The organism is Halopseudomonas maritima (assembly GCF_021545785.1).
GTDB lineage: Bacteria > Pseudomonadota > Gammaproteobacteria > Pseudomonadales > Pseudomonadaceae > Halopseudomonas > Halopseudomonas maritima.
Genome location: NZ_CP079801.1, coordinates 1,035,253 through 1,061,853 on the forward strand (window position 1 = coordinate 1,035,253; position 26,601 = coordinate 1,061,853).

The window sequence follows — 26,601 nt, forward strand, 5'->3', positions numbered from 1 at the left end:
TCACACCACTTTGCGACACTATAGAAATGAGCCCATACAGCGTCAATAGCCGCACAGAGGAAAAAACCCTTGCGCAGCAGTGGTTTAGCGCTATTTGTCAGGAATCGAGATGCAAAGCGGGGGTGTATGGAAGGACAAAAAACAGCCAAAGCATAAAGATCGCCCCACAACTTAAAGTGAATTGTGAGGAATAAGATTTTTTTGCTCTAAAAGCGAAGAATGTCACACAGGAAAGAAATTAAGAGTTGGCCTGTAAGCCGGGTTCTGTCGAGGACAGTCATTCCTCTGGGATCGCCATCACTGACAACCTCTAGCAACCTACCCGAATCCAGTGCGGGCCACACCAACGGATTCCTATTTGGTCTTGCTCCGAGTGGGGTTTACCACGCCACAGACTGTTACCAGCTGCGCGGTGCGCTCTTACCGCACCTTTTCACCCTTACCGGCGCTTGCGCGCTTAGGCGGTTTGCTTTCTGCTGCACTTTCCGTAGGCTCGCGCCTCCCAGGCGTTACCTGGCACTCTACCCTGCGGAGCCCGGACTTTCCTCCATGACAGTGCTTGCGCACCATCACAGCGACTGCCCGGCCAACTCTCGGCGGCAAGATTAGCGGCAGGCGCCACGTCCGTCAACGCGGCGTATTGCCATCGCGCTCCAGCGCGATCTGATACAACTGATTTTTGCGCGCACCGGTAATCTCGGCCGCCAGCCGGGCGGCGCGCTTGACCGGCAGCTCGGCCAGCAGCAAATCCAGTATGTGCAGGGTTTGCGCACTGACCTCGTCCGGCTCCGGCTCCGGCGCCCCCTCAACCACCAGCACGCACTCACCGCGCTGCTGATCGCTGTCTGCTGCGACCCAGGCCACCAACTCAGCCAACGGCGCCGCGTGCAGGGTCTCGAAGGTCTTGGTCAACTCACGCGCCAGCAGCACTCGACGCTCGGCACCCAACACCTGCTGCATATCTTGCAGACATTCCAGCAGGCGGTGCGGCGCCTCGTAGACCAGCCAGGTGCGCTGTTCGCTCTGCAACGCCTGCAGACGCTGCTGCCGCCCGTGCGCCTTGGCTGGCAAAAACCCCTCAAAAGCAAACCGATCCGACGGCATCCCGGCGGCGCTCAGCGCGGCAATCAATGCGCAGGCGCCCGGCACCGGCGAGACGCGCACCCCGGCCTCACGGGCCTGGCGTACCAGGTGGTAGCCCGGATCGGAGATCAGCGGCGTACCCGCATCGGAGATCAACGCCAGGCTCTCACCGGCCAACAGGCGCTCAACCAGACGCTGCCCTTTGTCGCGCTCGTTGTGATCGTGGCAGGCGGTCATTGGCGTGTTGATGCCAAAATGTTGCATCAGGCGGGCGCTATGGCGCGTGTCCTCGGCAGCAATCAGACTCACCTCCTGCAAAATCTGCAGCGCACGCGGGGTCAGATCCTGCAAATTGCCGATGGGGGTGGCAACCACAAACAGGGTGCCGGCAGCGATGGTCATGGCGATTCTCGATAATAATGTGTGACGCATTGTACAGCAGGCACCAGAGCACTGCCGCTCGCCTTGGAGATTGCAAGGCGCCACGGCTACAATAGCGCCAATCACCCGTCCGCTCTGCTCGCACGTAAGGATACCCTCCGCATGCCTCGCACGCTTCGCCTGTCGACCCTCGCCCTGACCCTGTCCGCGCTATTGGCCGGCTGCGCCTCCGGACCGCAGAGTCTCGACGAGCTGCCACGCACACCGCAGGCCTCGGTCGACGAGATCCTCAAGGACGCGGACCGCCGCGAAGGCGCCGAGGCCAACCTGCTGCGCCTGCACGCCGCCCAGACCGCCCTCAATGCCGGCAACCCGGAGCAGGCACAGCAGATCCTGCGGCGTATCCCGCAGAGCGACCTGCCGACCGACCAGCAGATTCGGTTCAGCGAACTGCAAGCCACCAGCACCCTGTCCCTGGGCGACACCAGCGGTGCGCTGCGCGCCATCCAGCACAACTCGCTGCAGCAGCTCGACATGCGCCCGGTAGAGGAACAGCTGCGCATCCAGCAACTGCGTGCCGACATTCTGGAGGCAAACGATCGCCCCATCGAATCCGCTCGCGAGCGCGTGTACATTGATGCTCTGCTGCCCGCTGGCCGCCAGGCCAACAATCGCCAGGCCGTCTGGGAGACCCTCAGCAGCGCCGACACCGCCGCCCTGCAACAAGCCGCCCAAGGCGCCAGCGGCGACTATGCTGGCTGGCTGGAACTGGCACTGATCACCCGTACCGAGCGCAATCTGGACCTGCAGATCCGCGCGCTGAACGCCTGGAAAAACGAGCACCCCAATCACCCCGCCGCCGCACAACTGCCCGAGCCGGTGCAGCAGATCGAGTCACTGCACGCCAGCCGACCGACGCACATTGGCCTGCTGCTGCCCTTCAACGGCCCGCTGAGCGGTGCCGCCCAGGCGCTGCGCGACGGCTTCCTTGCAGCCCAGTATCAGGCGCAAAGCGAGGGCCTGGAGCAGCCGCAGGTGACCCTGTACGACAGCACCCAGTACACCCAGGTAATCGACGCCCTGAACCAGGCGCAGCGCGATGGCGTGCAATGGATGATCGGCCCTCTTGAAAAAGACAAGGTCGCACAGCTGGCCAGCCAACCCCAGTTGCCTCTGCCCACCCTGGCGCTCAACTACGTCGAACAGCCTGCTGGTGGCAGCAGCTTCTACCAGTTCGGCCTCGCCCCTGAAGACGAGGCCCGCTCCGCCGCCCAGCGCGCCTGGAACGACGGCCACCGCCGGATGGCGACACTCAGCACTCACGACGACTGGAGCCAGCGCGCCAGCCGTGCCTTTATCAGTGAGTGGGAGGCCATGGGTGGCAGCATTCTCGGCCAGGAGCTGGTTGATCAGCCCGCCGCCGTCGCCAACCAGATGGGCGAATTGCTGAAAATCCAGCAAAGCGAGCGCCGCGCCAACCGTGTTCAGGGCATCCTCGGCAGCGTAATGGTACAGCCCACGCCACGCCAGGACCTGGACGCCCTGTTCCTTGCGGCCACACCACTGCAGGCACGCCAGATCAAGCCCACACTCGCCTTCCAGTACGCCGCCGAGCTACCGGTCTACGCCACCTCTCATGCCTACCAGATTGATCCAAGCGGCCTGCAGAATGTCGACCTGGAAGGCCTGCTCATCGCAGAAATGCCCTGGCTGCTCGACCACAGCGACCCGCTGTACGGCGCCGTGACCGGCAATTGGCCGCAAGCCAGCGGCGCACTCGGACGCCTGTACGCGATGGGCGTAGACACCCAGCGCGTCTTTGCGCGCCTGCCGCAGATGCGCCAATACCCGGAAACCCGCATCGAAGGCGCTACCGGCACCCTGTCACTGAACCAGGGCGGCCGCATTCAACGCGAGCTCTCCTGGGGTGAAATCCAGAATGGGGTACTGCAACCCGCAACCGAAGACGGAGCCACCGCGTTCTGATGCTGCGCCTGACCAGCAGGCAGAAAACCGGCAATCAGGCCGAACGCATGGCTGAACAAATTCTGCGCCAGGCCGGTCTAACCTGTCTGGCGCGCAATCACCGTTGTCGGCAGGGCGAGCTTGATCTGGTCATGCGCGACGGCGATACAGTAGTATTTGTCGAAGTGCGCTACCGGCAGCAGGACCGTTGGGGCAGTGCAGCAGAGAGCGTCGGACGGAGCAAGCAGCAGCGCGTCATCCGCGCCGCCGAACACTTCCTGCTGACCCATCCCCGCCTGGCCAACCGCCCGTGCCGTTTCGACGTCGTTGCCGCCGAAGGCAACCCCGCGGATCCCTCGTCCTACGCCTGGATCCGAGAAGCTTTCACTTGCTAGCGAGTTTTCCCATGGATATGCAACACCGCATCAGACAGCTGTTTACAGACAGCATCGAAACCAAAACCCGCGCAATGGACGTGCTCTGCCCCAGTATCGAACAGGCCAGCCAATTGATGGTCAACACCCTGCTCAACGAAGGCAAGATCCTCAGCTGCGGCAACGGCGGCTCGGCCGGCGACTCACAACACTTCTCCTCCGAGCTGCTCAATCGCTTTGAACGCGAACGCCCGAGCCTGCCCGCCATTGCCCTGACCACTGACAGCTCGACCATTACGTCGATTGCCAACGATTACAGCTACCAGGAAGTGTTCTCCAAGCAGATTCGCGCGCTGGGACAACCTGGCGACGTTCTGCTGGCCATCTCCACCAGCGGCAACTCAGGCAACGTCATGCAAGCCATCCAGGCCGCCCACGACCGCGAAATGCAGGTGGTTGCACTGACCGGGCGTGACGGCGGCGCCATGGCCTCTCTGCTGCTGCCCGAAGACGTGGAAATTCGCGTGCCCGCGCGCTCCACCGCCCGCATCCAGGAAGTGCACCTGCTGGCGATCCACTGCCTGTGCGACCTGATCGACCGCCAACTGTTCGGGAGTGAAGAATGATCCGCGCTTCCGTCGTCGCCCTGTCGCTAGTACTCGCCAGCTGCAGCAGCGTTCTGACCGCCACCCGCGACACCCCCATTGAAGACAATCACGGCACCCGCACCTTTGGCAGCACGATCGATGACCAGCTGATCGAAACCAAGGTTGCGGTCAACGTCAACAAGGCCGACGCTGCCATCGAATCGGAAGGCCGAATTGTTGTCACCAGCTACAACGGCGTGGTGCTGCTCGCCGGCCAAGTGCCGCGCGGCGACCTCATCGCCCGCGCCAGCGAAGCCGCCAAGCAGGTACAACGGGTCAAGGTGGTGCACAACGAGCTCACCGCCGCCCCCCGCCTGTCACTACTTGCGCGCAACCAGGACGGCCTGATCACCGCCAACCTCAAAACACGCCTGCTGACCGATGGCACCATCCCCGGCAGCCGCATCAAGGTAGTTACCGAGGCTGGTGTGGTCTACCTGATGGGGCTGGTCAGCCACCAGGAAGCCGACCTGGCAGTGCAACAAGCCCAGCAGGTAGGTGGCGTACAGCGTATCGTCAAACTGTTCGAGTACCTCGACTGACGCCGCGCCATCCACCAACAAAAACGCCCCGCAGTTGCGGGGCGTTTTTGTTGGCGGCGATCACTACTTGACCACCTTCAGAGACGGGCGGCCCTCGGGACGGGCCGGCGCCGATTCACGTGACTCATTCTCGCCAGGACCGTCTTCTGGCGGCGGAGCACTGGGCTCAAGCTCAAACACCATGCCCTGGCCGTTCTCACGCGCATAAATAGCCATTACCGCTCCAACCGGTATCCACACCTGCTGGGCAACGCCACCGAAGCGGCCATCGAAACAGATGCGGTCGTTATCCATATCCAGCTGGCGCACAGCACTGGGTGACAGGTTCAAAACGATCTGGCCATCTTCGACGAAGCCAGCCGGCACCGCCGTGTCGCGATATTCGGCATTGACCAGCAGGTAGGGGGTGCACTGATTATCAAGAATCCACTCGTACAGCGCACGCACCAGGTAGGGCCGACTGGAATTCATCTCGGTCACGCCTGTTTCCTCCCTAATTCAGATGGGTTTACTGCATATCCCGCTCGGCCGGCGACAAGCTGGCGATAAAGCCCTCACGCTGGAAAATGCGCTCCATGTAGTCCTGCAGCGGCTTGGCCTGCTTGGGCAGCTCTACCCCCAGCTGCGGCAGACGCCAGAGGATCGGGGCGATGCAGCAGTCCACCAGGCTGAACTCCTCGCTCATGAAAAACGGCATCTCGGCGAATACCGGCGCAACGCCGGTCAGACTTTCGCGCAACTCCTTGCGCGCGCGAGTCACCTCGGCAGCAGCGCTCTTGGGGTCAACAATGATATCCACCAGACGACACCAATCGCGCTGCACGCGATACATCAGCAGTCGGCTGTTGGCGCGCGCCACCGGATAGACCGGCAGCAACGGCGGGTGCGGAAAACGCTCGTCCAGATACTCCATCATGATATTCGGCTCATAGAGCACAAGGTCACGATCAAGCAACGTGGGAACGCTGTTGTAGGGATTATTCTCGGCCAGCTCCTGGGGGTAATCACCAGGCTCAACATCGACTACATCGACTGTGACGCCCTTTTCCGCCAGCACAATTCTGACCCGATGGCAGTAGTGATCCAGCGGGTCAGAGAAAAACGCCATGGAAGAACGCTTGTTGGCGGTAACGCCCATATTTCGACCCTCATCCTTCTAAGGACTGCGGCAGGCACCCTGCATGGCGCCCAAAATAAACAAGCGCGGGGGACGAGCCCGCGCGCACGAACGGCCATTATACCCCAGAAACGACTGCGCGCCCGCAAGGGGCGCGCAGTGATCACTAAACAGCCAGGGTGATCAATGGACATCCCGCCAGTATTCGCGCTTGAGCAAGTAAGCGAACACAAACAGGAAGGCCAGGTACAGCAGCACGTAGACACCGATACGATGACGCTCCAGCTTGATCGGGTCAGCCGAATAGGCCAGGAAGGTCACCAGGTTACGCACCGTGGTATCGAACTCTTCCTCGGTCTGAGTACCGGTGTCCGGCACAACCGTCAGCACATCACACTGCTCATCCTTGATGATGTCGCCGCTCAGGGTGTCACGCATGATGCTGCCATGCTCATCCTTCACCGGCATCGCCTTACAGCCGATCACCTGGCGACCCTGCAGCTCGGCCAGCACGTTCGGCATACCCACGTTCGGGAACACCTTGTTGTTGGCACCCAGCGGACGCGAAGGATCTTCGTAGAAGGTACGCAAGTAGGTGTACAGCCAGTCGGTACCGCGTACACGCGCTACCAGGGTCAGATCCGGCGGCGCCGCACCAAACCACTTCTTGGCATCCTCACCACGCATGCCGTTCTTCATGTGGTCACCGATCAAGGTGCCTTCAGTGAAGACCAGGTTGTCCAGCATCAACTGCTCCGGGATACCCAAATCAGTCGCCACACGCTCGTAGCGCTGATACTGCGCGGCGTGGCAGCCCATGCAGTAGTTGACGAAGGTACGCGCACCATCCTGCAGAGCGGCCTTGTCGGTCAGGTCGATGTTGGCCTCATCCAAGTGGTAGCCACTGCCACCGGCGGCCGAAGCCAACGCCGGTACCAGTGCAAACATCAGGGCAATCAGTTGTTTTTTCATTATCCAGTAACCCTCTCCGGAACCGGTTTGGTCTTCTCCATCCGGGTGTAGAACGGCATCAGGAAGAAGAAGGCGAAATACAGAACGGTGCAAATCTGGGACAGCAGCGTGCGAATCGGCGTGGACGGGATAGCACCCAGCACACCCAGCACAACGAAGCAGACACAGAAGATCACCAGCCACAGCTTGCTCATCCAGCCTTTGTAGCGGATGGAGCGAACCGGGCTACGGTCCAGCCAGGGCAACACAAACAGAATCGCGATTGCTGCACCCATCGCCAGCACGCCCGGGAAGGCAGAACCCGCAATGGAAGGAACAGCGCGCAAGATCGCGTAGAACGGCGTGAAGTACCAGACCGGAGCAATGTGGTCAGGCGTCTTCAGCTGGTTAGCGATCTCGAAGTTCGGCTTCTCCAGGAAGTAACCACCCATCTCCGGGAAGAAAAACACGATGGAGCAGAACACAAACAGGAAGACCACCACGCCGACAATGTCCTTGACGGTGTAGTACGGGTGGAAGGCGATGCCGTCCAGCGGCTTGCCGTTCTCGTCCTTGTACTTCTTGATATCGATACCGTCAGGGTTGTTGGAGCCAACCTCGTGCAGCGCAATGATGTGCAGCACAACCAGGCCCAGCAACACGATCGGCAGCGCAATAACGTGCAGCGCGAAGAAGCGGTTCAGGGTGATACCGGAGATCAGGAAGTCACCACGCACCCACTGGGCCAGGTCCGGACCAATGAACGGAATGGCACCAAACAGCGAGATAATTACCTGGGCACCCCAGTAGGACATCTGACCCCAGGGCAGCAGGTAGCCCATGAAGGCCTCACCCATCAGCACCAGATAGATCAACATACCGAACAGCCAGATCAGCTCACGCGGCTTCTGATAAGAGCCGTACATCAGACCACGCAGCATGTGCAGGTAGATAACGACGAAGAACGCCGAGGCGCCGGTAGAGTGCAGGTAGCGCAGCAGCCAGCCGTACTCGACATCACGCATGATGTACTCGACGGAAGCAAAAGCACCATCAGCAGACGGCTCGTAGCTCATGGTCAGCCAGATACCGGTAACCAGCTGGTTAACCAGCACCAGCATGGCCAGCGAGCCAAAGAAATAGAAGAAGTTGAAGTTCTTGGGGGCGTAGTACTTGGTCAGGTGATCTTCCATCACCTGAGTGACGGACATCCGCTCGTTGACCCACTGCATCAGCTTGTTCATCACGCGCTCTCCTGATCCACGCCGACCACGATCACGTCATCAGACTCATAAGAATATGGCGGAACCGGCAGGTTCAGAGGCGCAGGCTGCCCCTTGTGGACACGACCGGACATGTCATAGTGGGAACCGTGACAGGGGCAGAAGTAACCACCCTTCCAGTCAGCACCCATGTCGGCGGCTGCCACTTCCGGCTTGAACAGCGGAGAGCAACCCAGGTGGGTACAAACACCCATCACCACCAGAATTTCGGGCTTGATGGCGCGCGTCTTGCCATCAACGTATTCCGGCTGGCTGGATGCTTCGGACTGAGGGTCCGCAACGATGGAGTCGGTTTCATCCAGCAGCGCGATGGCTTCGGGCGTTCGATGGGAAACGAACACGGGCTGACCGCGCCATTCCACTACGATCTGCTGCCCCAGCTCGATCTTGCTGATATTTACCTTCACCGGCGCACCTGCCGCCTTGGCTCGGGCGCTGGGGAACCAGGCCCCCACGAAGGGGGTTGCGGCCCCCACTGCTCCGGCGGCACCGACCACACTCGTGGCGGCCACCAGGAAGCGACGCCGGCCACTATTCACGCCGTCATTACTCATCCAGTCGTCTCCCATCAGCTAATTTCTGACCTTTTTACAAGGCCTTTTCAAAGTTGAACAGCCTGCACAAAATGAATCAGATGGTAATGAAAAACCCCTTTTTTGACAAGGTGATATCCCACTCCCAAGAAGGCCGACACTATACCGAATTCCCCGCCATTCAGGGACTTGCAAAGCATAATAGATAACGCGACATCTTGCCGCAGACACGAAAACGCCCGGCACTCCTTCCGGAGCCCGGGCGTTTTGCAGCGCAATCGGAGATTAACGCTTGGAGTATTGCGGACGCTTACGCGCTTTACGCAGACCCACTTTCTTACGCTCAACTTCACGTGCGTCACGGGTAACGTAGCCCGCTTTACGCAGTTCGCTGCGCAGAGTCTCGTCGTATTCCATCAGGGCACGAGTGATGCCGTGACGGATGGCGCCGGCCTGACCGGAGATACCACCGCCGCTGACGGTAACGTACACGTCAAACTTCTCGGTGCTCTCGGTCAGCTCGAGCGGCTGACGAACAACCATGCGAGCAGTCTCGCGGCCGAAGAAGTTCTCCAGGCTGCGATTGTTGATAGAGATGTTGCCAGAACCCGGACGCAGGAATACGCGGGCGGTGGCAGTTTTACGACGGCCGGTGCCGTAGTTTTGTGTCGCCGACATGGTGAACTCCTGTTAGATCTTCAGTTCTTGGGGCTGTTGTGCAGCATGCGGATGAGCGGCGCCTTTGTACACCTTCATCTTGCGATACATTGCACGACCCAGAGGGTTCTTCGGCAACATGCCCTTGACGGCAGTTTCGATCACGCGCTCAGGAGCACGCTGGATCAGCTTTTCAAAGTTGATCGACTTGATACCGCCCGGAAAACCGGAGTGGCTGTAGTAGATCTTGTCCTGAGTCTTGTTACCGGTTACCTGAACTTTCTCGGCATTGATGATGACGATGTAGTCACCGGTATCAACATGCGGGGTGTATTCGGGCTTGTGCTTACCGCGCAGGCGCGAGGCAACTTCGGTAGCCAGGCGACCCAGGGTCAGGCCTTCGGCATCCACGACGTACCAGTCGCGTTTTACGGTTTCAGGTTTTGCGCTGAAAGTTTTCATCAATCCTAGCCTCAGAGGCCGCCTTAAATAGAAGACGGCGAATCTTACAGAACGAAATGTGTTTTTACAAGACAACAAAGCCTAGAACAGACACTCAGTGGGGGCTGCGTGGGTCTGGGTGGCATCTGTGCTGTAACAACAACGACAGGCTAGGCATCCTGTCGAGAGTGCGCGGCATTATGCCAATCGGCGGGAAAAATTCAACCTTTATTTCATCGCCAGCAGCGATCACATCAGCCCTGGTCTGCACTATTCCAATGCGTCGCGGCAGCGCGCAGAATCAGCGACAAACCATGACGCATAATAGAACCAACCGGCGCCACCTCAGTCCAGATAGTCATAGACACCCTCAGGCAACCCAAGGAGCAACCCATGCAATACCGCCCTCTCGGCCGCAGCAACCTCAAGGTCAGCGCCCTCTGCCTGGGCACCATGACCTGGGGGGAACAGAACACGCAGCAAGAGGCTTTCGCCCAGATTGATCGCGCCCGCGACGCCGGCGTCAACTTCATCGATACCGCCGAGATGTACCCGGTGCCCCCCAAGGGCGACACCTACGGCGCAACAGAGAGCATCATCGGCAACTTCTTCGCCCAGCGTGGCGGTCGCGACAAGTGGATTCTTGCCAGCAAGATTGCCGGCCCGGGCAATGGCATGACATACCTGCGCGACGGCCGCACACGCTTCACCCGCGAGCATATCAACCAGGCCATCGACGGCAGCCTGCAGCGCCTGCAGACTGACTACGTTGACCTCTACCAGCTGCACTGGCCCGACCGGCAGACCAACTTTTTCGGTCAGCTGGGCTATCGTCACAACCCGGACGATGAGCTGACAGCTTTTGAAGACACGCTGGAAGCGCTGGACGCTCTGGTCAAGGCCGGCAAAGTACGCCACATCGGCCTGTCCAACGAGACCCCCTGGGGTGTCAGCCGCTTTCTGCACCTGGCCGACAGCCGGGGCTGGCCACGCATGGTGTCGATCCAGAATCCGTACAACCTGCTCAACCGCAGCTACGAGGTCGGCCTGGCAGAAATGTCGATACGCGAGCAAATTGGACTACTGGCCTATTCACCTCTAGCGTTCGGCGCACTGACCGGCAAGTACCTCAACGGCCTACGCCCGGAAAAAGCGCGCCTGACGCTATTCGAACGCTTTGTACGCTACAGCAACCCGCAGGCCCAAAAAGCCTGTGCTCGCTATGTGCAACTGGCTCGCGACCACGGCATGGACCCGGCGCAGATGGCGCTGGCCTTTGTCACCCGCCAGCCCTTTGTCACCAGCAACATCATCGGTGCCACCAACATGGATCAGCTCAACCGCAACCTCAGCAGCATCAACATGGGGCTGACCGACAGCGTGCTCAAGGCCATTTCCGACATCCATCAAAGCCAGCCCAACCCCGCCCCCTGACGTTAAGGAAGCACCGCCGAATGAGCACCCCCAAGGGGTGCTCTGCAGCCACCGCTTGACCCGCCACGCCACTCAGTAGACACTCGCCACCTGCGGCCATTTCGGCCATTTGTGTCCGATCTACCCTGCTCAAAGACAACAACGATGAACAGCAGCGCCACCCCGTTGCGTCAGGTTGCCATTCTGGCCACTGACGACACCATCACCTCGACCCTGGCCCAGGCCAAGGACTTTTTCTATATGGCCAGCCTGAATACCGGGCGCCAACAGGGCCTGGGGCTGACCCCTGGCTTCGAGGCACGGGTGGTTACACCTGACGCGCGCCCGGCCATCAGCTTCAACCGCGACCCTATCCCGGCGCAGGGCACTATCGACGAGACCGAGCCGCAGCTGATCATCCTGCCGGCCTTTTGGGGCGACTTTGACCAGCTGCAACAACGCTACCCCCAGGTATTGCCCTGGTTACAGCAACAGAGCCAGCGCGGCGCGCTGATCGGTGCCGTGGCCACCGGCGCCTTCTGGCTCGCAGCAGCCGGCTTGCTGGACGGTCGGGAGGCAACCACCTACTGGCGCTTTCACGATGAGTTCGCCCACCGGTTTCCAAAGGTTGAGCTGCAACGCGACAAGCATCTCACCGACGCCGGTCAGGCGCTGTGCGCAGCAGGCATCAGCTCGGGGCGTGACCTGTTCGTACATCTGGCCGAGCGCCTGTGCAGCCCAGAGGTTTCGCGCACCCTGGCGCGCGACGTGTTCTACGAAGTGCAACGCAGCTACACGCCGGGCGTCATCGGCTTTGGCGGGCAGAAGATGCATCAGGACATGGCGATTTTGCAGATTCAGCAGTGGCTGGAGCAACACTTTGCAGAGAAGTTTCGCTTTGAAGACGTCGCCAGCCGGCACGGCATGAGCATTCGCAACTTCATGCGCCGCTTCCACCAGGCCACCGGCGATAAGCCGTTGCATTACCTGCAGCGGCTGCGCATTGAAATGGCGAAAACTCTGCTGGTGACCGGCAACCAGAGCATCAAGACCATCAGCTACGAAATCGGCTACGACGATGCCAGCTTCTTTGCCCGGCTGTTTCGTCAACATACCGGGCTGTCGCCGAATGCCTTTCGCCGCTCACATCAGCAGAGCGGCCGCGAACCTGCCGCCTGACAACAGCTCAGGGCTTGTGCGGGCGAGCCAGGAACTCGTGGGACTGCATTTCCAGCAGGCGACTGAGGGTACGCTGGAATTCAAACTCCAAACGCCCGCCCGCGTAGAGGTCCTTTAACGGCACCTCGGCAGAGATGATCAGCTTGACGTTGCGATCATAAAATTCGTCGACCAGGTTGATAAAGCGTCGCGCCATATCATCCTTGGCCACGTTCATCTGCTCCACATTGGCGATCAAGACCGCGTGAAACACGCGCCCCAGCTCAATGTAGTCATTCTGACTACGCGGGCCATCACACAGTGCGCGAAACTCGAACCAGGCCACATCCTCGCAGACGCGCAGGGACTGGATCGGTCGATTTTCGATAATCAGCGCCTCGCCCTCACTGACGCTGGCCAGATCAGGCACCAGACTCTCGAAGCTGCGACGCAAGCTGCTATCGGCTTCACTATCGAGCGGATAGTGGTAGAGCTCGGCCTGCTCCAGCGCACGCAACCGGTAATCCACACCATTGTCTACGTTAACCACTTCGGTGCAGCTGTTAAGCAGGGCGATTGCCGGCAGGAAACGCGCACGCTGCAAACCATCCTTGTACAGCCCGTCAGGCACGATGTTAGAGGTCGCCACCAGGGTCACGCCCTGGGCAAACAGCTCTTCCATCAGGCTGCCCAGAATCATTGCATCGGTGATATCGGAGACAAAAAACTCATCGAAGCAAATGACCTTGGCTTCACCCGCGAAGCGTTCGGCAATCAGCTTGAGCGGGTTTTTCTGCCCCTTGAGCCCCTTGAGTTCGTGGTGCACGCGCTGCATGAAGCGGTGAAAGTGGGTGCGCATCTTGCGATCAAAGGGCAAGGCGTCATAGAAAGTATCGACCAGATAGGTCTTGCCGCGCCCGACTCCACCCCAGAAATACAGCCCCTTGATCGACTCTGGCTTGCGCTTGCGCAGGCGATCGAGCAGACCGGGGCGGGCCTGTTCGCTGGCAACCAGATCGTCGTACAGGCGCTGCAGGTGCCGAACGGCCCGCTCTTGAGCAGGGTCGTGAAAAAAGTCGGGACGCTGGAGGTCCGCCTTGTATCGTTCCAGGGGAGACATGCGCGAGATACCAGTAGGGAAAAACGGGGGAGCGATACTCTAACGCCCGCATCGCCCCTTGGCAATCAAGCGCCCCCGCCCAGAACCCGCTCCACCTCAGCTTTCAGTGGTACCAGCTTGCCGTGGAAGAAGTGCCCCGTGTCGGCAAAGCGCACCACTTCTGCATCCTGCTCGTCGGCAAAGGCCGCGTACACCGCTTGCGGTGCGACCACATCGTCCACCTCGCCCATCATCACGCTGACCGGGCCCGCCAGCGGCTTGAGCAGGTGGAAAGCCTGTTTCTCCACCGACGGCGCGACCAGCACCAGGCGCTCTGGCCACCGGGTCATGCGCGAAGCCGCCGCGGCCGCCACGTAGCCGCCAAAGGAAAACCCCAGCAGCCACAGTTCTCGCACGGCCAGATGGGTCTGCGCCCACTCCAGCACCGCCAGACAATCATCTACTTCGCCGCTACCATGGTCGTGTTCGCCGGCACTGGCACCGACGCCGCGAAAGTTGAACCGCAGAGTGCTGGCACCCAGGTCCCGCGCAGTGCGCATCAGCGTGTGCACTACCTTGTTCTGCATGGTCCCGCCCTGCACCGGGTTAGGATGGCAGATAACCGCAACCACACCCTCGCGCTCGCCCTCGGTCAAGATTGCCTCCAGCGGACCAACCGGGCCATCGATCATCAGATTTTGCTCGCCAGCTCGACTCATTCTAGGTACTCCGTGACTACCGTGCGTGACCGGGCGTCGCACCAGCGGAACCTGCCGACGGCGCAATGCTCAAAAGCCATATTCTGGCCTTTGCGTCTTTGCCCTGACAAGCTGACAGCCGTGGCACCGACTGCGGTGAGCCAAGCGTCCGGCGCATGCACGCGGCGCCGCGCGTCACTGTGGCGCGCATGGCGGGGGCAACAATCGCGGTAGCAACCGGTTTAAACGCGGTGCGACGATGCAGGCAGAATTTCAACGGCCCGCTAGCCTTGCCCGACAAAACTGTTTACCGTAAGCCAAGGCAAGGTGCACTGACCTGAACGCACCAACCGATAGATGAGGGACCCAAGGTGGAAGCAAGCGAAAACCTGTGGATTGCAACAGCCGTCGCACTGGCCGTTGGTATTGTAGTTGGCATCGTACTGGCGCAAGTATCACGTCGCGTCAGCGGTGGCAGCAACGCCAGCGCCCAGGCTCAACTCGAAAGCCTGCAGCTGCGCTTTGAAGAGTACCAGCAGGAAGTGTCGACCCACTTCAAGACCACTGCCACGCTGGCCAGTCGCCTGAACCGCAGCTACCAGGACATCCAGGAACACCTGACCCACGGCGCACTCGAGCTGGCACCCGACGACATGACCCGTCAGCGCCTGCTGGCTGCGCTGGACCAGCAAGACGGCACCGTGCGCGACAACAGCAGCCGCCAGGCGCCCGCGTTCGACTCGCTGGAGCCGCCCCGCGATTACGCACCCAAGGAAGCCAACGGCCCCGGCACCCTGTCCGAGGATTTCGGCGTAAAGCGCAAATCCTGATGCAGCGGCCCGCGCCCTGACCGGTGCGGGCCAACACCATGCCCCATTCCGCACAATCAACCTTCATTCGGCACAGTGACGATGGCAGCACGCTGCACATTGCGGGCGACTGGACACTGGCCAACTACGCCCGTCTGCGCCAACAACTGGCAAGCCTGCAACCCACTGACACGCCTCACACGGTTGATTTGAGCGCCCTCAACACGCTGGACACCGCCGGCGGCCAACTATTGGCCGATTTGCTTGGCCCGGACCAACTACAGCACCTACTCAAGCAGGATCAGCAACTGCCTGACGAGCGCCGGGCGCTACTGCAACGGCTGGCCGATATCCAGCCTGAGCCCGACCCGCAGCCGGCAACGCACATCAACCCGGCGCTGGTGCTGCTCGAGCGCATCGGCGCGAAGATGCTGCTACTGGCCGGCGACCTGCGTGCGCTACTGGGCTTTATTGGCCTGACTCTCAGCAGCCTGCTGGCCAACCTGTTGCGCCCTGGCCGCTGGCGACTGACCGCCATCGCCGCGCAGATTGAACAAACCGGCATCAACGCTATCCCGATCGTGGCACTGCTGACCTTCATGGTCGGCGCGGTGATCGCCTTTCTTGGCGCCACCGTGCTGCGGACCTTCGGTGCCGAAATATTTACCGTCGACCTGGTCGCGTTCTCCTTCCTGCGCGAGTTCGGCGTACTGCTGACCGCCATCCTGATGGCCGGCCGCACTGCCAGCGCCTTCACCGCGCAAATCGGCTCGATGAAAGCCAACGAAGAGATCGACGCCATCCGCGCACTGGGACTCAACCCCCTGGAGCTGCTGGTGCTGCCGCGCGTTATCGCGCTGCTGATAACCCTGCCGGCCCTGACGTTTATCGCCATGCTGTGCGGCCTGCTGGGTGGCGCCATGGTGTGCGCCTTCAGCCTGCACGTATCTCCCACCATGTTCATCAGCATGCTGCAGGAAAATGTCGACGTGCAGCACTTCCTGCTGGGCCTAGCCAAGGCACCCGTGTTTGCCTTCCTGATCGCAGTGATTGGCTGCATGGAGGGCTTCAAGGTGTCGGGTAGCGCCGAGTCGGTTGGCGAACACACCACCTCCAGCGTGGTGCAATGCATCTTTGTGGTGATTCTGGTGGATGCGCTGGCCGCACTCTTTTACATGGAGATGGGTTGGTGAGCAGCGACGAACACAGCAACGCCGTGGTGCAGGTGCGGGGCCTGGTCAACCGCTTTGGCACGCAAACCGTTCACGACAACCTGGACCTGGATATCCTGCCGCGCGAAGTGCTGGGCGTGGTCGGCGGCTCGGGCACCGGCAAGTCTGTACTGCTGCGCTCCATTGTCGGCCTGCGGCGCCCCAACGCCGGCTCGGTCAAGGTATTCGGCAAAGACCTGCAGACCCTGCCCGCAGCAGAGCGCTCCATACAGGAACGCCGCTTTGGCGTACTGTTTCAGTCTGGCGCGTTATTCTCCTCGCTGACCGTGGTCGAAAACATCGCCCTGCCGCTGATCGAACACAGCGGCCTCAGCCGAGACGACGCCGAGCATCTGGCACGCATGAAGGTGGCGCTGACCGGCCTGCCGCCCGGCGCCGGTGACAAATACCCTTCCATGCTGTCCGGTGGCATGGTCAAGCGCGCCGCCCTGGCCCGCGCACTAGCGCTGGACCCTGACATCCTGTTTCTCGACGAGCCCACCGCCGGCCTGGATCCTATCGGCGCTGCCGCCTTTGACGACCTGATCCGCACCCTGTGCGATGCCTTGGGGCTCAGCGTCTTCCTGGTTACCCACGATCTGGATACCCTGTACGCCATCTGCGACCGAGTCGCCGTGCTATCCGAAAAACGCGTGCTCATCGCCGACACCCTGGAGCGCGTTGCCGAGACCGACAACGCCTGGGTGCAGAGCTATTTTCACGGCCCGCGCGGACGCGCCGCCGCCTATCAGCAGCCCACCCCGGCCAAGGAGTAAGCCTGCCCATGGAAACCCGAGCCAATCATGTGCTGATCGGCCTGTTCACCGTCCTCGCGGCACTGGCCTCGATTGTCTTTGCCATCTGGCTGAGCAGCGCCAGCACCAGCAGTGAGCAGAATTACTACACGGTCGTGTTCAAGCAGGCGGTTACCGGCCTGTCGCGCGGCAGCGCAGTGCAGTTCAGCGGCATTCGTATCGGCGAAATCACCGAGCTAAGCCTGGACCACGACGACCCCCGGATCGTGCGCGCACGCATCCTGATTGACGCCAACGTGCCGATCAAGCAGGACACCAAGGCTCGCCTGTCCTTCACCGGCATCACCGGCAACTCGGTCATCGAGCTGACCCACAACGACCCGAACAGCCCGCCGTTGACCGCCGAACGCGGCGAAGACCCAATCATCTACGCGGCACCCTCGCCGCTGGCCAGCCTACTGACCAACGGCGAAGACCTGATGACCAATATCAACAAACTGGTGGTCAACGCCCGCGACGTTCTCTCAGAGGACAACGTCAAGCACCTGAGCGAAACGCTGGAGGGTCTCAATCAGGCCACTCAGAGCATTGCCGACCCCAACGGCAACCTGCAGCAGCTGATCGCCGAACTGCGCAGCACCAGCCAGGCCGCCACCGAAGCCCTGGAGCACAGCAGCCGGCTGATTGCCGATGCCGACCAGTTGCTCAACCAGGAAGGGGCGCAAACCCTGCAAAGTGCCCGCGATACCATGGCCTCGGTTGCCGAAACCAGCGCCCAGCTGGAGAAGATTCTCAGCGAAAACCGCTACGCCCTGAAAAGTGGCATGCAAGGCCTGGGGCAACTGGACCCGGCAATCAACGAGCTGCGCGGTACCCTGGCCGACTTGCGCAACCTGACCCGCCGCCTGCAGGACGACCCCGCCCGTTTTTTGCTCGGGCGTGAACAGCGACAGGAGTTTCAGCCATGACCTTCCGCACCCTGACCTCCGGACTGGCACTGGCCGGCCTGCTCTCAGCCTGCAGCGTGTTACCCAAAAGCGAACCACTGACGTTCTACCAGATGCCAGCGCCGGCACTCGATCGACATACTGGCCCAGCGTTGCCAATCAGTCTGCGTATCACCACGCCGGCCAGCAGCAGCGCCTTGCAGACCACCCGCATTCTGGTAACACCCGACAACAACACCCTGAGCAGTTACCAGGGCGCGCGCTGGGCAGACCCCAACCCCAGTCTGCTGCGTGAACAGTTGGTGCAGGCGTTTGAGCAGGACGGCAGCTTTAGCTCGGTAACCACCGAAACCCACGCCGTGCGTGCCGATGTGCACCTGTTCAGTGACCTGCGCCAATTCCAGACCCGCTACCAAGGCCAGCAGGCCAGCGTGGTGATCGAACTGGATGCCAAGCTGATCGACCCCAGCACCCGGGCAGTCATTGCCGCCCGCCACTTCAGTGTCCAGCAGCCACTGCCAGACACCGCCGTCAACGCGGTGGTCGACAACTTCGGCGTGGCCAGCGAGCAACTGGCGCGCGAACTGCTGGCCTGGAGCCGCGACGCGCTCAATGACGTTGAGCCGACAAGCCTGAAGTAACCCTCCCCCTGCGCGTGGGCGCCGCGCTGGCGCCCCGACAGACCTGCAACACCTCCCCAGGCGAGCGCTGACTGCCCTGCCCGTCAGCCGGCACACCCACATCTATAGCGCCGGACTCCGAGACAGTTTGCTTTACCTTTCTCACATAAATAGAATGCGAATCCCTCTCATTAGCACAATAAGAATCTGCCAACTCTCGACATTCAGGAAAGCAACGTCATGTCCCGATTCGCAAATAACCGCTCGACCGGTGCAGTGTGCCCACTCGCACTGGCAGTCCATATGCTGGCCGCCGGGGCCGCCTTCACCGCCACTCCCGCATCGGCACAACAGCCGGAACCAGCACAAACCGAGGAACTGGCGCCCATCACCGTGACTGGCAAGGGTGAGCGTCGCGCCACCACAGAAGGCACAGCCTCCTACACCACCGAGGCCGCTCGCACCGCCACACCTCTGAGCATGTCACTGCGCGAAACCCCACAGTCGGTCACCGTCGTCACCCAGCAGCGTATTGAAGATCAGGATATGCAAACCATCCTGGACGTTGTGAACAATACCGTCGGCGTCTCGGTAAACCGTTACGAAACCAGCCGCGCCCAGTTCAACGCCCGCGGTTTTGAAATCAATGCGCTAATGATTGATGGCGTGCCCACCATCTGGGAGCAGCCGTGGAGTTCGGGCGAGATGTTCAGCAGCCTTGCCATGTATGACCGCGTTGAGGTTGTACGCGGCGCCAATGGCCTGATGAGCGGCTCGGGTGACCCATCTGCGTCACTCAACCTGGTGCGCAAGCGCGCCAGTAGCGCTCACACCACCGGCTCACTGGAGGTGAGTGGCGGCACTTGGGACACCTATGGAGTATTGGGTGACGTTGCCTTCGCCCTGAACGACGCTGGCAGCGTAAGGGCCCGCCTGGTAGGAGAGTACAACGATGCTGACAGCTGGATTGACCTGCATACCAATCAGCGCTCAACCCTGTACGGAACCATGGATATCGACCTCACGCCGGATACCACACTCTGGTTTGGCATGAGCCACCAGGAGAACAAATCCGATTCACCCATGTGGGGCGGCCTGCCGTACTGGTATCACGATGGCAGCAAAACCGACTGGGATCGCTCCAAGACCACCTCGACACACTGGAGCAAGTGGAACACCACCTACGAAACCCGATTCATCAATCTGGACCACAGCTTCGCCAATGACTGGAACCTGCATCTGGGCTACAACCGGGGCGAGCGCGATGGCGAGTCCTATCTGTTCTACGTATATACCTACGCCAGCCAGCCGGGCTCTGCGCCCATCAACACCTATCCTGCGATGTACAAAACGCGCACGGTGCAAGAGGATTACAGCGTCCGTCTAGATGGCCCCTTCTCGCTGTTCAACCGCGATCATGAGCTGGCGTTCGGCTATATCCATAGCGAACAGAAGTTCGACGCGGATACCCGCTTTGCCCTGACCGGCTGGGGTGGCATCCCCGACTTCGACAGCTACGAAGGGGATTTCCCGGAACCTACCTGGAGTCCGCTGACCACCTACGGTGAGGGAGACCTGACCCAGACCGGAGCTTACGCGGCCACGCGACTAAACCTAGCCGATGACCTGAAGCTCATCTTGGGCGTCCGTGACAGTACCTACAAGAAAAAAGCTGATGACATCTATTCGGACCCGACCAGAACCGACGTTGGTCATGAGCTAACGCCCTACGCTGGCATCATTTATGATCTGAACAACACCTTCTCGGTGTACGCCAGCTACACCGATATCTTCCAGCCACAAACCGAGCGTGATCGAAACGGGCAGCAAATCGTGCCGATCATTGGCAAAAGCTACGAGGCCGGCCTGAAAGGTGAGTTCTACGATGGCCGCCTGAACGCGTCGATCGCTGTATTCCGGATTGAGCAAGATAACCTGGCAGCAGATGACCCCACCATCACCTTCATCCCTGGTACGACTGAGACGGCATACATCGCCAGCGAAGCAACTAGCAAAGGCTTTGAGCTAGAGGTCAACGGTGAGTTGGCCGACGGCTGGAACATCGGCGCGGGCTACACCCAGTTCAAAATCGAGGACGCAAACGGTGATGCAGCCAACACCCGCTTCCCAACCAAGCTGCTGCGCTCCTTCACAACCTACCAATTCCCCGGCGAGTGGAGCCGCCTGACCGTCGGCGGTGGCGTCAACTGGCAGGATGATATCTACACCTACGCACCCAACCCGGCTGGCAACGCCGAAAAGATCGAACAGCAGGCGTATGCCCTGGTCAACGCCATGGCGCGTTATCAGATCAGCGACAACCTCGCTGCGCAGGTCAACGCCAACAACCTCACCGATGAGAAGTACTTCGATATATTCGAGGCGTTCGGTGCTATCACCTACGGCGCGCCGCGCAGCGTAACCCTGTCTGCCAAATACCGCTTCTGAGCACTTTCGGCCCCTGTCGTCCGCCCATCACGGACGGTGGGGGCCACCCCTAAAGCAGTGCCTCGTAATGAATTTGTCTCAACAAAAACTGAGAAAGCATCAATTTTAATAATCCATCTATTCCCCTAGCCTGCCCCTGTACCTTTCCTGAATCGCAGAGGCAGCACATGGCACGCATCCACAACCTGGGGTTTCCCCGCATCGGCGCTCGCCGAGAACTGAAATTGGCCCTTGAGTCCTACTGGAAAAATCAATCATCCCGCGACGAACTGAAGGCGGCGGCGGCAGCCTTGCGCCAGCGTCACTGGGCCGAGCAGGCCGAACTGGACCTGGTGCCGGTGGGCGATTTCTCCTTCTACGACCAGGTGCTGGACATGAGCTTCACCCTGGGCAACCTGCCCGAGCGGGTGCGTGACTTTCATGGCAATGAGCTGGACAACTACTTCCGTGTGGCCCGTGGCCGCTCTGCGCAGTCGGCTGAAGAGCACGCCCAGTGTTGCGGCGGTGTCGCCGCTGGCGAGATGACCAAATGGTTCGACACCAACTACCACTATATTGTCCCGGAGTTCACCAAAGACACCGCGTTCAGCCTGAACGCCTCAAGGCTGATCGAGCAACTGCGCGAAGCCAAGGCGCAGAACGTCGCCGCCAAGCCAGTCATCATCGGCCCACTCACCTATCTGGCGCTGGGCAAGGAAAAGGACGAGTCCAACCGCTTTGCGCTGCTGCCGCGCCTGTTGCCCGTCTACCTTGAGCTGCTTAACAGGCTGGCGGCCGAGGGTGTGGAGTGGGTACAGATCGACGAGCCCATTCTGGTCACTGAATTGCCCAGCGAACTGAGTGCCGCCTGCGAGAACGCCTACCAGGCCCTGGCTGCCGCGCCAGTTAACCTCTTGCTGGCCACCTATTTTGGCCGTCTGGAGGAGAATCTGCCGCTCGTCGCCCGTCTGCCGGTCGCCGGCGTGCATCTGGACGCCGTCAACGCGGCCGACGAGGTTGATACCCTGATCACGCAGCTACCGCAGGATCGCGTGTTGTCGCTTGGGGTGATCAACGGCCGCAATATCTGGAAGACCGACCTGAATGCCGCGCTGCGATGGCTCGAACCCATTGCGGGAGTACTGGGCGAACGTCTGTGGATTGCACCCTCCTGCTCGTTGCTACACGTGCCAGTGGACTTGGCCAGCGAGCAGGCGCTGGATACTGAGATCGCCCGTTGGCTGGCCTTTGCCCTGCAGAAGCTGGACGAGCTGCGCATTCTTGGCGCGGCGCTGAATCAGGGCCGCAGCAGCGTGGCCGAGGAACTGGCCAACAACCAGGCAAGCATCGACAGCCGTCGACGCTCGCCGCGCGTCACCAACCCTGCCGTGCAGGCCGCTGTTGCTGCTATCGACGACCACCTGGGCAAACGCCAAAGCCCCTACGCAGAACGAGCGGCCAAGCAAGCTGCCCTGCTCAAACTGCCGCCATTCCCGACCACCACCATCGGCTCCTTCCCGCAGACCGCAGAGATCCGCCAGGCGCGCCGCCAGTTCAAGTCAGGTGAGCTGGATGAGACCGGCTACACGCAGGCCATGCAGGCCGAAATCGCCCACTGCGTGCGCGAGCAGGAGGCGCTGGGGCTGGACGTGCTGGTGCACGGCGAGCCGGAGCGCAACGACATGGTCGAGTACTTTGGCGAGCAACTCAGCGGTTACGCCTTCAGCCAGTTTGGCTGGGTGCAGTCTTACGGCTCACGCTGCGTCAAACCGCCGATTCTGTTTGGCGATATCAGCCGCCCACGTGCGATGACCGTAAACTGGATTACCTACGCCCAGTCGCTGACCGACAAGCCGATGAAAGGCATGCTGACCGGCCCGGTGACCATCCTCAACTGGTCGTTCGTGCGCGATGATCAGCCACGCTCGGTCAGCTGCCAGCAGTTGGCCCTGGCCATGCGTGAAGAGGTTCTGGACCTGGAACAAGCCGGCGTGCGCATTATCCAGATCGACGAAGCGGCGCTGCGCGAGGGGTTGCCGCTGCGCCGCACGCAATGGCAGGCGTACCTGGACTGGGCGGTGGAGTGCTTCCGTATCACCGCCAACGGTGTTGCCGATGAAACCCAGATTCACACCCATATGTGCTACTCGGAGTTCAATGACATCATCCAGTCAATCGCCGCGATGGATGCCGACGTCATCACCATCGAAACCTCACGCTCGGACATGGAGCTGCTGGATGCCTTCAAGCACTTCCAGTACCCGAACGAGATCGGTCCCGGTGTGTACGACATCCATTCACCGAACATCCCGACGCAGGCCTACATGGCCAACTTGCTGAGTCTGGCTGCCGAGCGCGTGCCGGCCGAGCGCCTGTGGGTCAACCCGGACTGCGGGCTGAAAACCCGTCAGTGGGCTGAGGTAACGCCTGCATTGGGCAACATGGTTGCGACGGCCAGAGCGCTGCGCGCCAACTGCTGATGCAGCGGCCGGGTGGTGCAACGCCGCCCGGTCTCTTGATAATGATAACTGGTTGCATTACCGTCTGAACGCTTGCCGCGCCCACCGCGCCCAAGCGTACACTAGACCCGGCAGCGGCTTTTCACTCTCCTGCATCACGCTGCCCCCAGAACCAGGAGCGCAGCACGATGAGCAAAACCCGTATTGAAAAAGACAGCATGGGCGAACTGGCCGTCCCGGCAGAGGCGCTCTATGCCGCGCAGACCCAGCGTGCGGTGGACAACTTCCCGGTCAGCGGCCAGCCGATGCCAGCCCCGTTTATCCGCGCCCTGCTGCTTGCCAAGCGCGCCGCGGCCACCGCCAACAGCGAACTGGAACAAATCCCGGCGGACATGGCTGACGCCATCTGCGGCGCAGTAGACGAGCTGCTGGCCGACGACTTCATGCAGCACTTCCCGGTCGATGTGTTCCAGACCGGCTCCGGCACCAGCTCCAACATGAACGCCAACGAGGTGCTCGCCACCCTGGCCGCCCGTCGCTATGGGCAACCGGTGGGCGCCAATGACCACATCAACTGCGGTCAAAGCAGCAACGACATCATCCCCTCCAGCATCCACATCAGCGCCGCCATCGAGTTGGCCGAGCAGCTGTTGCCGGCGCTGGAGCATCTGGTCAGCGTCACCCGCACCAAGGCCGCCAGCGTCGACCAGTACGTCAAGACCGGCCGCACCCACCTGATGGACGCCATGCCGGTACGCATGAGCCAGAGCCTGAACACCTGGGCCGATCAAATCGAGCAGAACATCCACACCCTGCGGCAGCTGCAGCCCAGCCTGCAGAGCCTGGCCCAGGGCGGCACCGCAGTCGGTACCGGCATCAACGCCCACCCCGAGTTCGCCAGCCGTTTTAACCAGGCGCTGAGCACCCACACCGGGCTGACCTTTACCCCGGCCAATAACTTCTTCACCCACATTGGCTCGCAGGATATCGCCGTGGCGCTGTCCGGCCAGCTGAAGACAACGGCGGTCAGCCTGACCAAGATCGCCAACGATCTGCGCTGGATGAACGCCGGCCCGCTGGCCGGCCTGGGCGAGATCGAACTGCAAGCGCTACAACCGGGCTCATCGATCATGCCCGGCAAGGTCAACCCGGTGATCCCCGAAGCCGCCGCCATGGTCGCCGCCCAGGTGATCGGCAACGATGCCACCATCACCATCGCTGGCCAGTCCGGTAACTTTGAACTGAACGTGATGCTGCCGGTGATCGCGCGCAACCTGCTGGAGAGCATCAAGCTGCTGAGCAACGTCAGCCGCCTGCTGGCCGACAAGGCCATCGCCAGCTTCAATGTGCGCGAAGACCAGCTGACTCAGGCGCTGGCCCGTAACCCGATTCTGGTGACCGCGCTGAACCCGATCATCGGCTATCTGAAAGCGGCGGAGATTGCCAAACTGGCCTATCAGGAAGGTCGCCCGATTGTTGATGTGGCCGCCGAGCACACCGACCTCAGCCGTGAAGAGCTGGAGCGTCTGCTCGACCCGGCCAAGCTGACCCACGGCGGACTCTAAGGCCCTGCGCGATCAGGCATCGAACGCCTGATCGCGTCTCAGGTTATTCCTGCGGCCGCTCAGCTGCCGCGCCCACATCATCACCCACTGCCCAGGCACCACCGATGCTGGCGGCGAGCTGCGCAGCGGCAGCAAGTTGCGCGCTGGTGACGCTAACCTGACCGCGCTTGGCGTTGAGCGTGGTGTTCTGCGCGATGGCCACCTCAAGATAGGACACCAGGCCCGATTGATAGCGGTTGGTGATCACCCGCTCGTTTTCCTCCGCCAGGCTCACCAGCTTGTCTTGCTGTACCGCTTTCTCACGCAGAATCGCGGTCGTCGCGAGTGCATTTTCCACCTCGGTCAATGCATCCAATACCGTCTGACGGTAGGCAGCAACCTGCTCGTCATAGCGCGCATAGGCAAGGTCTCGCGCCGCGCTGCGTGCGCCTCCATCAAACAACGTCTGGGCCAGACTCGGCCCGACCGACCAGAAGCGCACCGGCGCATTCCACAGGTCACTGATCGATTCACCGCTGACGCCACCGCTGGCGCCCAGACTGATAGTCGGCAGCCAGGCGGTAACGGCCACCCCGATGTCGGCATTGGCGGCGGCCACGCCGCGCTCGGCAGACACCACATCAGGACGCCGAGCAATCAACTCGCTGGGCAGCTGGGCTGGAATCTGCGGCACCACTGGCAGGCGGTCGTCCGCTGCCGACTCAAAGGACGACGGCGCCCTGCCGAGCAGCGCCGCCAGGGTGTTTTCTTCAATCGCCCGTTGGGCCTCAAGGTCGTACAAGTCACTGCGCAGCGATTGCAGCTGGGTTTCTGCCTGAATCACGTCGGCTCGCGAGACGATACCGGCGTCGTATTGGTTGCGCGTCAGCTGGGTTGAGCGCTCCGAGGATGACAGCGTCTGCTGCAGGATGCGCTGCTGCACGTCCAGAGCGCGCAGGTTGACGTAACTGTTGACCACCGCCAGCTGAATCGACAGCCGGGCGGCCGCCAGATCAGCAGCACTGGCATCCAGCGCTGCGGTTGAAGACTCCACCTGCCGCCGTACCCGCCCCCACAAGTCCAGCTCCCAGCTGATCCCCAGCTGGGCGCGGCTGCTGTCGGTGGTGGCGCTGTCGCTACCGCCACTGCGGCTGGTATCCAGTGCGGCGCTCAGGGTCGGCATATAGTCGGCGCTGCTTGCCCGGCGCTGGGCGAGGGCAGCGCGATAACGCGCGGTGGCCTGGGCGAGGGTCAGGTTGTTGGCGTTGGCCTCCACCACCAGCGCGCTCAGCTCGGCGTCGGCAAAGGCCTCCCACCAGGCACCACTGTCGGCCCAGGCCTTGGCTGGTAATGGTTGCCAGCCCTGGTCGTACTTGAGCACCAGCGGCTGGACGATGGCCGGTTGACGGTAATCCGGCCCCATGGTGCAACCAGCCAGGGCGGCGGCAAGCAGGACGGTAGACGTTAACAGCGAAGGCTTCATGGGC

Annotated in this window: 25 protein-coding genes and 1 other RNA gene; 14 read left to right on the forward strand and 12 right to left on the reverse strand. The window is 61.3% G+C overall.

The annotated features are described in order from the left end of the window. Positions 1-237: 237 nt before the first annotated feature. Together rnpB and rsmI are read right to left on the reverse strand one after the other, a co-directional pair. Positions 238-594: RNase P RNA component class A (gene rnpB, locus HV822_RS04800), an RNA gene on the reverse strand. Positions 595-627: 33 nt separating this feature from the next. Further along, a complete protein-coding gene (rsmI, locus tag HV822_RS04805) occupies positions 628-1,485 on the reverse strand; it encodes a 16S rRNA (cytidine(1402)-2'-O)-methyltransferase (RefSeq protein WP_238872624.1) in 858 nt (285 codons plus the stop codon). Between the two features lie 141 nt (positions 1,486-1,626). On the opposite strand from rsmI, the gene HV822_RS04810 reads away from it, so the two are divergent. Genes HV822_RS04810 through HV822_RS04825 form a run of 4 tightly spaced genes read left to right on the forward strand, consistent with a single transcriptional unit; the run spans position 1,627 to position 4,992 of the window. Next, positions 1,627-3,450, forward strand: coding sequence for a penicillin-binding protein activator (locus HV822_RS04810; protein WP_238872625.1), 1,824 nt, complete (start codon positions 1,627-1,629; stop codon positions 3,448-3,450). Positions 3,451-3,458: 8 nt separating this feature from the next. Beyond that, the gene (locus tag HV822_RS04815) at positions 3,459-3,824 is read left to right on the forward strand and encodes a YraN family protein (RefSeq protein ID WP_238873539.1); all 366 of its coding nucleotides are present in this window, start codon (positions 3,459-3,461) and stop codon (positions 3,822-3,824) included. Positions 3,825-3,835: 11 nt separating this feature from the next. Then, positions 3,836-4,429 (forward strand): phosphoheptose isomerase, encoded by a 594-nt coding sequence (locus HV822_RS04820; RefSeq protein WP_238872626.1) that lies wholly within the window; start codon positions 3,836-3,838, stop codon positions 4,427-4,429. After that, positions 4,426-4,992 carry a BON domain-containing protein gene (locus HV822_RS04825; RefSeq protein ID WP_238872627.1) on the forward strand — a complete coding sequence of 189 codons (567 nt, stop codon included), beginning with the start codon at positions 4,426-4,428 and terminating at the stop codon, positions 4,990-4,992. The genes HV822_RS04820 and HV822_RS04825 overlap by 4 nt, the downstream gene beginning before the upstream one ends. 63 nt (positions 4,993-5,055) lie before the next feature. Here HV822_RS04825 and HV822_RS04830 read toward each other — a convergent pair whose 3' ends face one another. From HV822_RS04830 to rplM, 7 genes are all read right to left on the reverse strand, one after another. Continuing rightward, on the reverse strand, positions 5,056-5,463 hold the full coding sequence (locus HV822_RS04830; RefSeq protein WP_238873540.1) for a ClpXP protease specificity-enhancing factor: 408 nt from the start codon (positions 5,461-5,463) through the stop codon (positions 5,056-5,058). Positions 5,464-5,500: 37 nt separating this feature from the next. After that, complete coding sequence (locus HV822_RS04835; protein ID WP_238872628.1) at positions 5,501-6,130, reverse strand: glutathione S-transferase N-terminal domain-containing protein; 630 nt, start codon at positions 6,128-6,130, stop codon at positions 5,501-5,503. Positions 6,131-6,292: 162 nt separating this feature from the next. Beyond that, the gene (locus tag HV822_RS04840) at positions 6,293-7,081 is read right to left on the reverse strand and encodes a cytochrome c1 (protein WP_238872629.1); all 789 of its coding nucleotides are present in this window, start codon (positions 7,079-7,081) and stop codon (positions 6,293-6,295) included. Further along, positions 7,081-8,304 carry a cytochrome b gene (locus HV822_RS04845; protein WP_238872630.1) on the reverse strand — a complete coding sequence of 408 codons (1,224 nt, stop codon included), beginning with the start codon at positions 8,302-8,304 and terminating at the stop codon, positions 7,081-7,083. The genes HV822_RS04840 and HV822_RS04845 overlap by 1 nt, the downstream gene beginning before the upstream one ends. Continuing rightward, the gene (gene petA / locus HV822_RS04850) at positions 8,304-8,897 is read right to left on the reverse strand and encodes a ubiquinol-cytochrome c reductase iron-sulfur subunit (protein WP_238872631.1); all 594 of its coding nucleotides are present in this window, start codon (positions 8,895-8,897) and stop codon (positions 8,304-8,306) included. The genes HV822_RS04845 and petA overlap by 1 nt, the downstream gene beginning before the upstream one ends. Before the next feature lie 264 nt (positions 8,898-9,161). Next, positions 9,162-9,554: a 30S ribosomal protein S9 gene (gene rpsI, locus HV822_RS04855; RefSeq protein ID WP_083729421.1), complete on the reverse strand. Its 393-nt coding sequence runs from the start codon at positions 9,552-9,554 to the stop codon at positions 9,162-9,164. Positions 9,555-9,566: 12 nt separating this feature from the next. After that, positions 9,567-9,995: a 50S ribosomal protein L13 gene (rplM, locus tag HV822_RS04860; RefSeq protein ID WP_238872632.1), complete on the reverse strand. Its 429-nt coding sequence runs from the start codon at positions 9,993-9,995 to the stop codon at positions 9,567-9,569. A 372-nt stretch (positions 9,996-10,367) separates the two neighbouring features. On the opposite strand from rplM, the gene HV822_RS04865 reads away from it, so the two are divergent. Both HV822_RS04865 and HV822_RS04870 read left to right on the forward strand, forming a co-directional pair. Beyond that, positions 10,368-11,408: an NADP(H)-dependent aldo-keto reductase gene (locus tag HV822_RS04865; protein WP_238872633.1), complete on the forward strand. Its 1,041-nt coding sequence runs from the start codon at positions 10,368-10,370 to the stop codon at positions 11,406-11,408. 144 nt (positions 11,409-11,552) lie between these two features. Next, the gene (locus tag HV822_RS04870; RefSeq protein WP_238872634.1) at positions 11,553-12,566 is read left to right on the forward strand and encodes a GlxA family transcriptional regulator; all 1,014 of its coding nucleotides are present in this window, start codon (positions 11,553-11,555) and stop codon (positions 12,564-12,566) included. A 7-nt stretch (positions 12,567-12,573) separates the two neighbouring features. On the opposite strand, the gene zapE is transcribed toward HV822_RS04870, so the two are convergent. After that, on the reverse strand, positions 12,574-13,665 hold the full coding sequence (zapE, locus tag HV822_RS04875; RefSeq protein WP_238872635.1) for a cell division protein ZapE: 1,092 nt from the start codon (positions 13,663-13,665) through the stop codon (positions 12,574-12,576). Between the two features lie 65 nt (positions 13,666-13,730). Further along, the gene (locus tag HV822_RS04880; RefSeq protein ID WP_238872636.1) at positions 13,731-14,363 is read right to left on the reverse strand and encodes an alpha/beta hydrolase; all 633 of its coding nucleotides are present in this window, start codon (positions 14,361-14,363) and stop codon (positions 13,731-13,733) included. A gap of 350 nt (positions 14,364-14,713) precedes the next feature. Here HV822_RS04880 and HV822_RS04885 point away from each other — a divergent pair, with 350 nt between their 5' ends. The 8 genes from HV822_RS04885 (at position 14,714) to HV822_RS04920 (ending at position 25,135) form a co-directional block, all read left to right on the forward strand. After that, the gene (locus tag HV822_RS04885; protein WP_238872637.1) at positions 14,714-15,172 is read left to right on the forward strand and encodes a YhcB family protein; all 459 of its coding nucleotides are present in this window, start codon (positions 14,714-14,716) and stop codon (positions 15,170-15,172) included. A gap of 38 nt (positions 15,173-15,210) precedes the next feature. After that, positions 15,211-16,344 carry an ABC transporter permease gene (locus HV822_RS04890; RefSeq protein WP_238872638.1) on the forward strand — a complete coding sequence of 378 codons (1,134 nt, stop codon included), beginning with the start codon at positions 15,211-15,213 and terminating at the stop codon, positions 16,342-16,344. Beyond that, a complete protein-coding gene (locus HV822_RS04895) occupies positions 16,341-17,138 on the forward strand; it encodes an ABC transporter ATP-binding protein (RefSeq protein WP_238872639.1) in 798 nt (265 codons plus the stop codon). The genes HV822_RS04890 and HV822_RS04895 overlap by 4 nt, the downstream gene beginning before the upstream one ends. 8 nt (positions 17,139-17,146) lie before the next feature. Continuing rightward, positions 17,147-18,085, forward strand: a complete 939-nt coding sequence (locus HV822_RS04900; protein ID WP_238872640.1) for an MlaD family protein — start codon at positions 17,147-17,149, stop codon at positions 18,083-18,085. Then, a complete protein-coding gene (locus tag HV822_RS04905; RefSeq protein WP_238872641.1) occupies positions 18,082-18,705 on the forward strand; it encodes an ABC-type transport auxiliary lipoprotein family protein in 624 nt (207 codons plus the stop codon). The genes HV822_RS04900 and HV822_RS04905 overlap by 4 nt, the downstream gene beginning before the upstream one ends. A 219-nt stretch (positions 18,706-18,924) precedes the next feature. After that, complete coding sequence (locus HV822_RS04910; RefSeq protein ID WP_238872642.1) at positions 18,925-21,132, forward strand: TonB-dependent siderophore receptor; 2,208 nt, start codon at positions 18,925-18,927, stop codon at positions 21,130-21,132. Positions 21,133-21,299: 167 nt separating this feature from the next. Further along, entirely contained in the window at positions 21,300-23,591 is a 2,292-nt protein-coding gene (metE, locus tag HV822_RS04915; RefSeq protein WP_238872643.1) for a 5-methyltetrahydropteroyltriglutamate--homocysteine S-methyltransferase, read from the forward strand. 167 nt (positions 23,592-23,758) lie between these two features. Beyond that, complete coding sequence (locus HV822_RS04920; protein WP_238872644.1) at positions 23,759-25,135, forward strand: class II fumarate hydratase; 1,377 nt, start codon at positions 23,759-23,761, stop codon at positions 25,133-25,135. Positions 25,136-25,178: 43 nt separating this feature from the next. Here HV822_RS04920 and HV822_RS04925 read toward each other — a convergent pair whose 3' ends face one another. Continuing rightward, the gene (locus tag HV822_RS04925) at positions 25,179-26,597 is read right to left on the reverse strand and encodes an efflux transporter outer membrane subunit (RefSeq protein WP_238872645.1); all 1,419 of its coding nucleotides are present in this window, start codon (positions 26,595-26,597) and stop codon (positions 25,179-25,181) included. Positions 26,598-26,601 lie beyond the last annotated feature (4 nt).

Excerpts from the sequence above, each read along its gene's own strand:
- metE (WP_238872643.1), top strand. The coding sequence starts at position 21,300 with ATGGCACGCATCCACAACCTGGGGTTTCCCCGCATCGGCGCTCGCCGA.
- HV822_RS04840 (WP_238872629.1), bottom strand. The coding sequence starts at position 7,081 with ATGAAAAAACAACTGATTGCCCTGATGTTTGCACTGGTACCGGCGTTG.
- rpsI (WP_083729421.1), bottom strand. The coding sequence starts at position 9,554 with ATGTCGGCGACACAAAACTACGGCACCGGCCGTCGTAAAACTGCCACC.
- HV822_RS04865 (WP_238872633.1), top strand. The coding sequence starts at position 10,368 with ATGCAATACCGCCCTCTCGGCCGCAGCAACCTCAAGGTCAGCGCCCTC.
- petA (WP_238872631.1), bottom strand. The coding sequence starts at position 8,897 with ATGAGTAATGACGGCGTGAATAGTGGCCGGCGTCGCTTCCTGGTGGCC.
- HV822_RS04910 (WP_238872642.1), top strand. The coding sequence starts at position 18,925 with ATGTCCCGATTCGCAAATAACCGCTCGACCGGTGCAGTGTGCCCACTC.
- zapE (WP_238872635.1), bottom strand. The coding sequence starts at position 13,665 with ATGTCTCCCCTGGAACGATACAAGGCGGACCTCCAGCGTCCCGACTTT.
- HV822_RS04830 (WP_238873540.1), bottom strand. The coding sequence starts at position 5,463 with ATGAATTCCAGTCGGCCCTACCTGGTGCGTGCGCTGTACGAGTGGATT.
- HV822_RS04820 (WP_238872626.1), top strand. The coding sequence starts at position 3,836 with ATGGATATGCAACACCGCATCAGACAGCTGTTTACAGACAGCATCGAA.
- HV822_RS04925 (WP_238872645.1), bottom strand. The coding sequence starts at position 26,597 with ATGAAGCCTTCGCTGTTAACGTCTACCGTCCTGCTTGCCGCCGCCCTG.
- HV822_RS04810 (WP_238872625.1), top strand. The coding sequence starts at position 1,627 with ATGCCTCGCACGCTTCGCCTGTCGACCCTCGCCCTGACCCTGTCCGCG.
- HV822_RS04920 (WP_238872644.1), top strand. The coding sequence starts at position 23,759 with ATGAGCAAAACCCGTATTGAAAAAGACAGCATGGGCGAACTGGCCGTC.
- HV822_RS04890 (WP_238872638.1), top strand. The coding sequence starts at position 15,211 with ATGCCCCATTCCGCACAATCAACCTTCATTCGGCACAGTGACGATGGC.
- HV822_RS04825 (WP_238872627.1), top strand. The coding sequence starts at position 4,426 with ATGATCCGCGCTTCCGTCGTCGCCCTGTCGCTAGTACTCGCCAGCTGC.
- HV822_RS04905 (WP_238872641.1), top strand. The coding sequence starts at position 18,082 with ATGACCTTCCGCACCCTGACCTCCGGACTGGCACTGGCCGGCCTGCTC.
- HV822_RS04880 (WP_238872636.1), bottom strand. The coding sequence starts at position 14,363 with ATGAGTCGAGCTGGCGAGCAAAATCTGATGATCGATGGCCCGGTTGGT.
- HV822_RS04900 (WP_238872640.1), top strand. The coding sequence starts at position 17,147 with ATGGAAACCCGAGCCAATCATGTGCTGATCGGCCTGTTCACCGTCCTC.
- rplM (WP_238872632.1), bottom strand. The coding sequence starts at position 9,995 with ATGAAAACTTTCAGCGCAAAACCTGAAACCGTAAAACGCGACTGGTAC.
- HV822_RS04845 (WP_238872630.1), bottom strand. The coding sequence starts at position 8,304 with ATGAACAAGCTGATGCAGTGGGTCAACGAGCGGATGTCCGTCACTCAG.
- HV822_RS04870 (WP_238872634.1), top strand. The coding sequence starts at position 11,553 with ATGAACAGCAGCGCCACCCCGTTGCGTCAGGTTGCCATTCTGGCCACT.
- rsmI (WP_238872624.1), bottom strand. The coding sequence starts at position 1,485 with ATGACCATCGCTGCCGGCACCCTGTTTGTGGTTGCCACCCCCATCGGC.
- HV822_RS04835 (WP_238872628.1), bottom strand. The coding sequence starts at position 6,130 with ATGGGCGTTACCGCCAACAAGCGTTCTTCCATGGCGTTTTTCTCTGAC.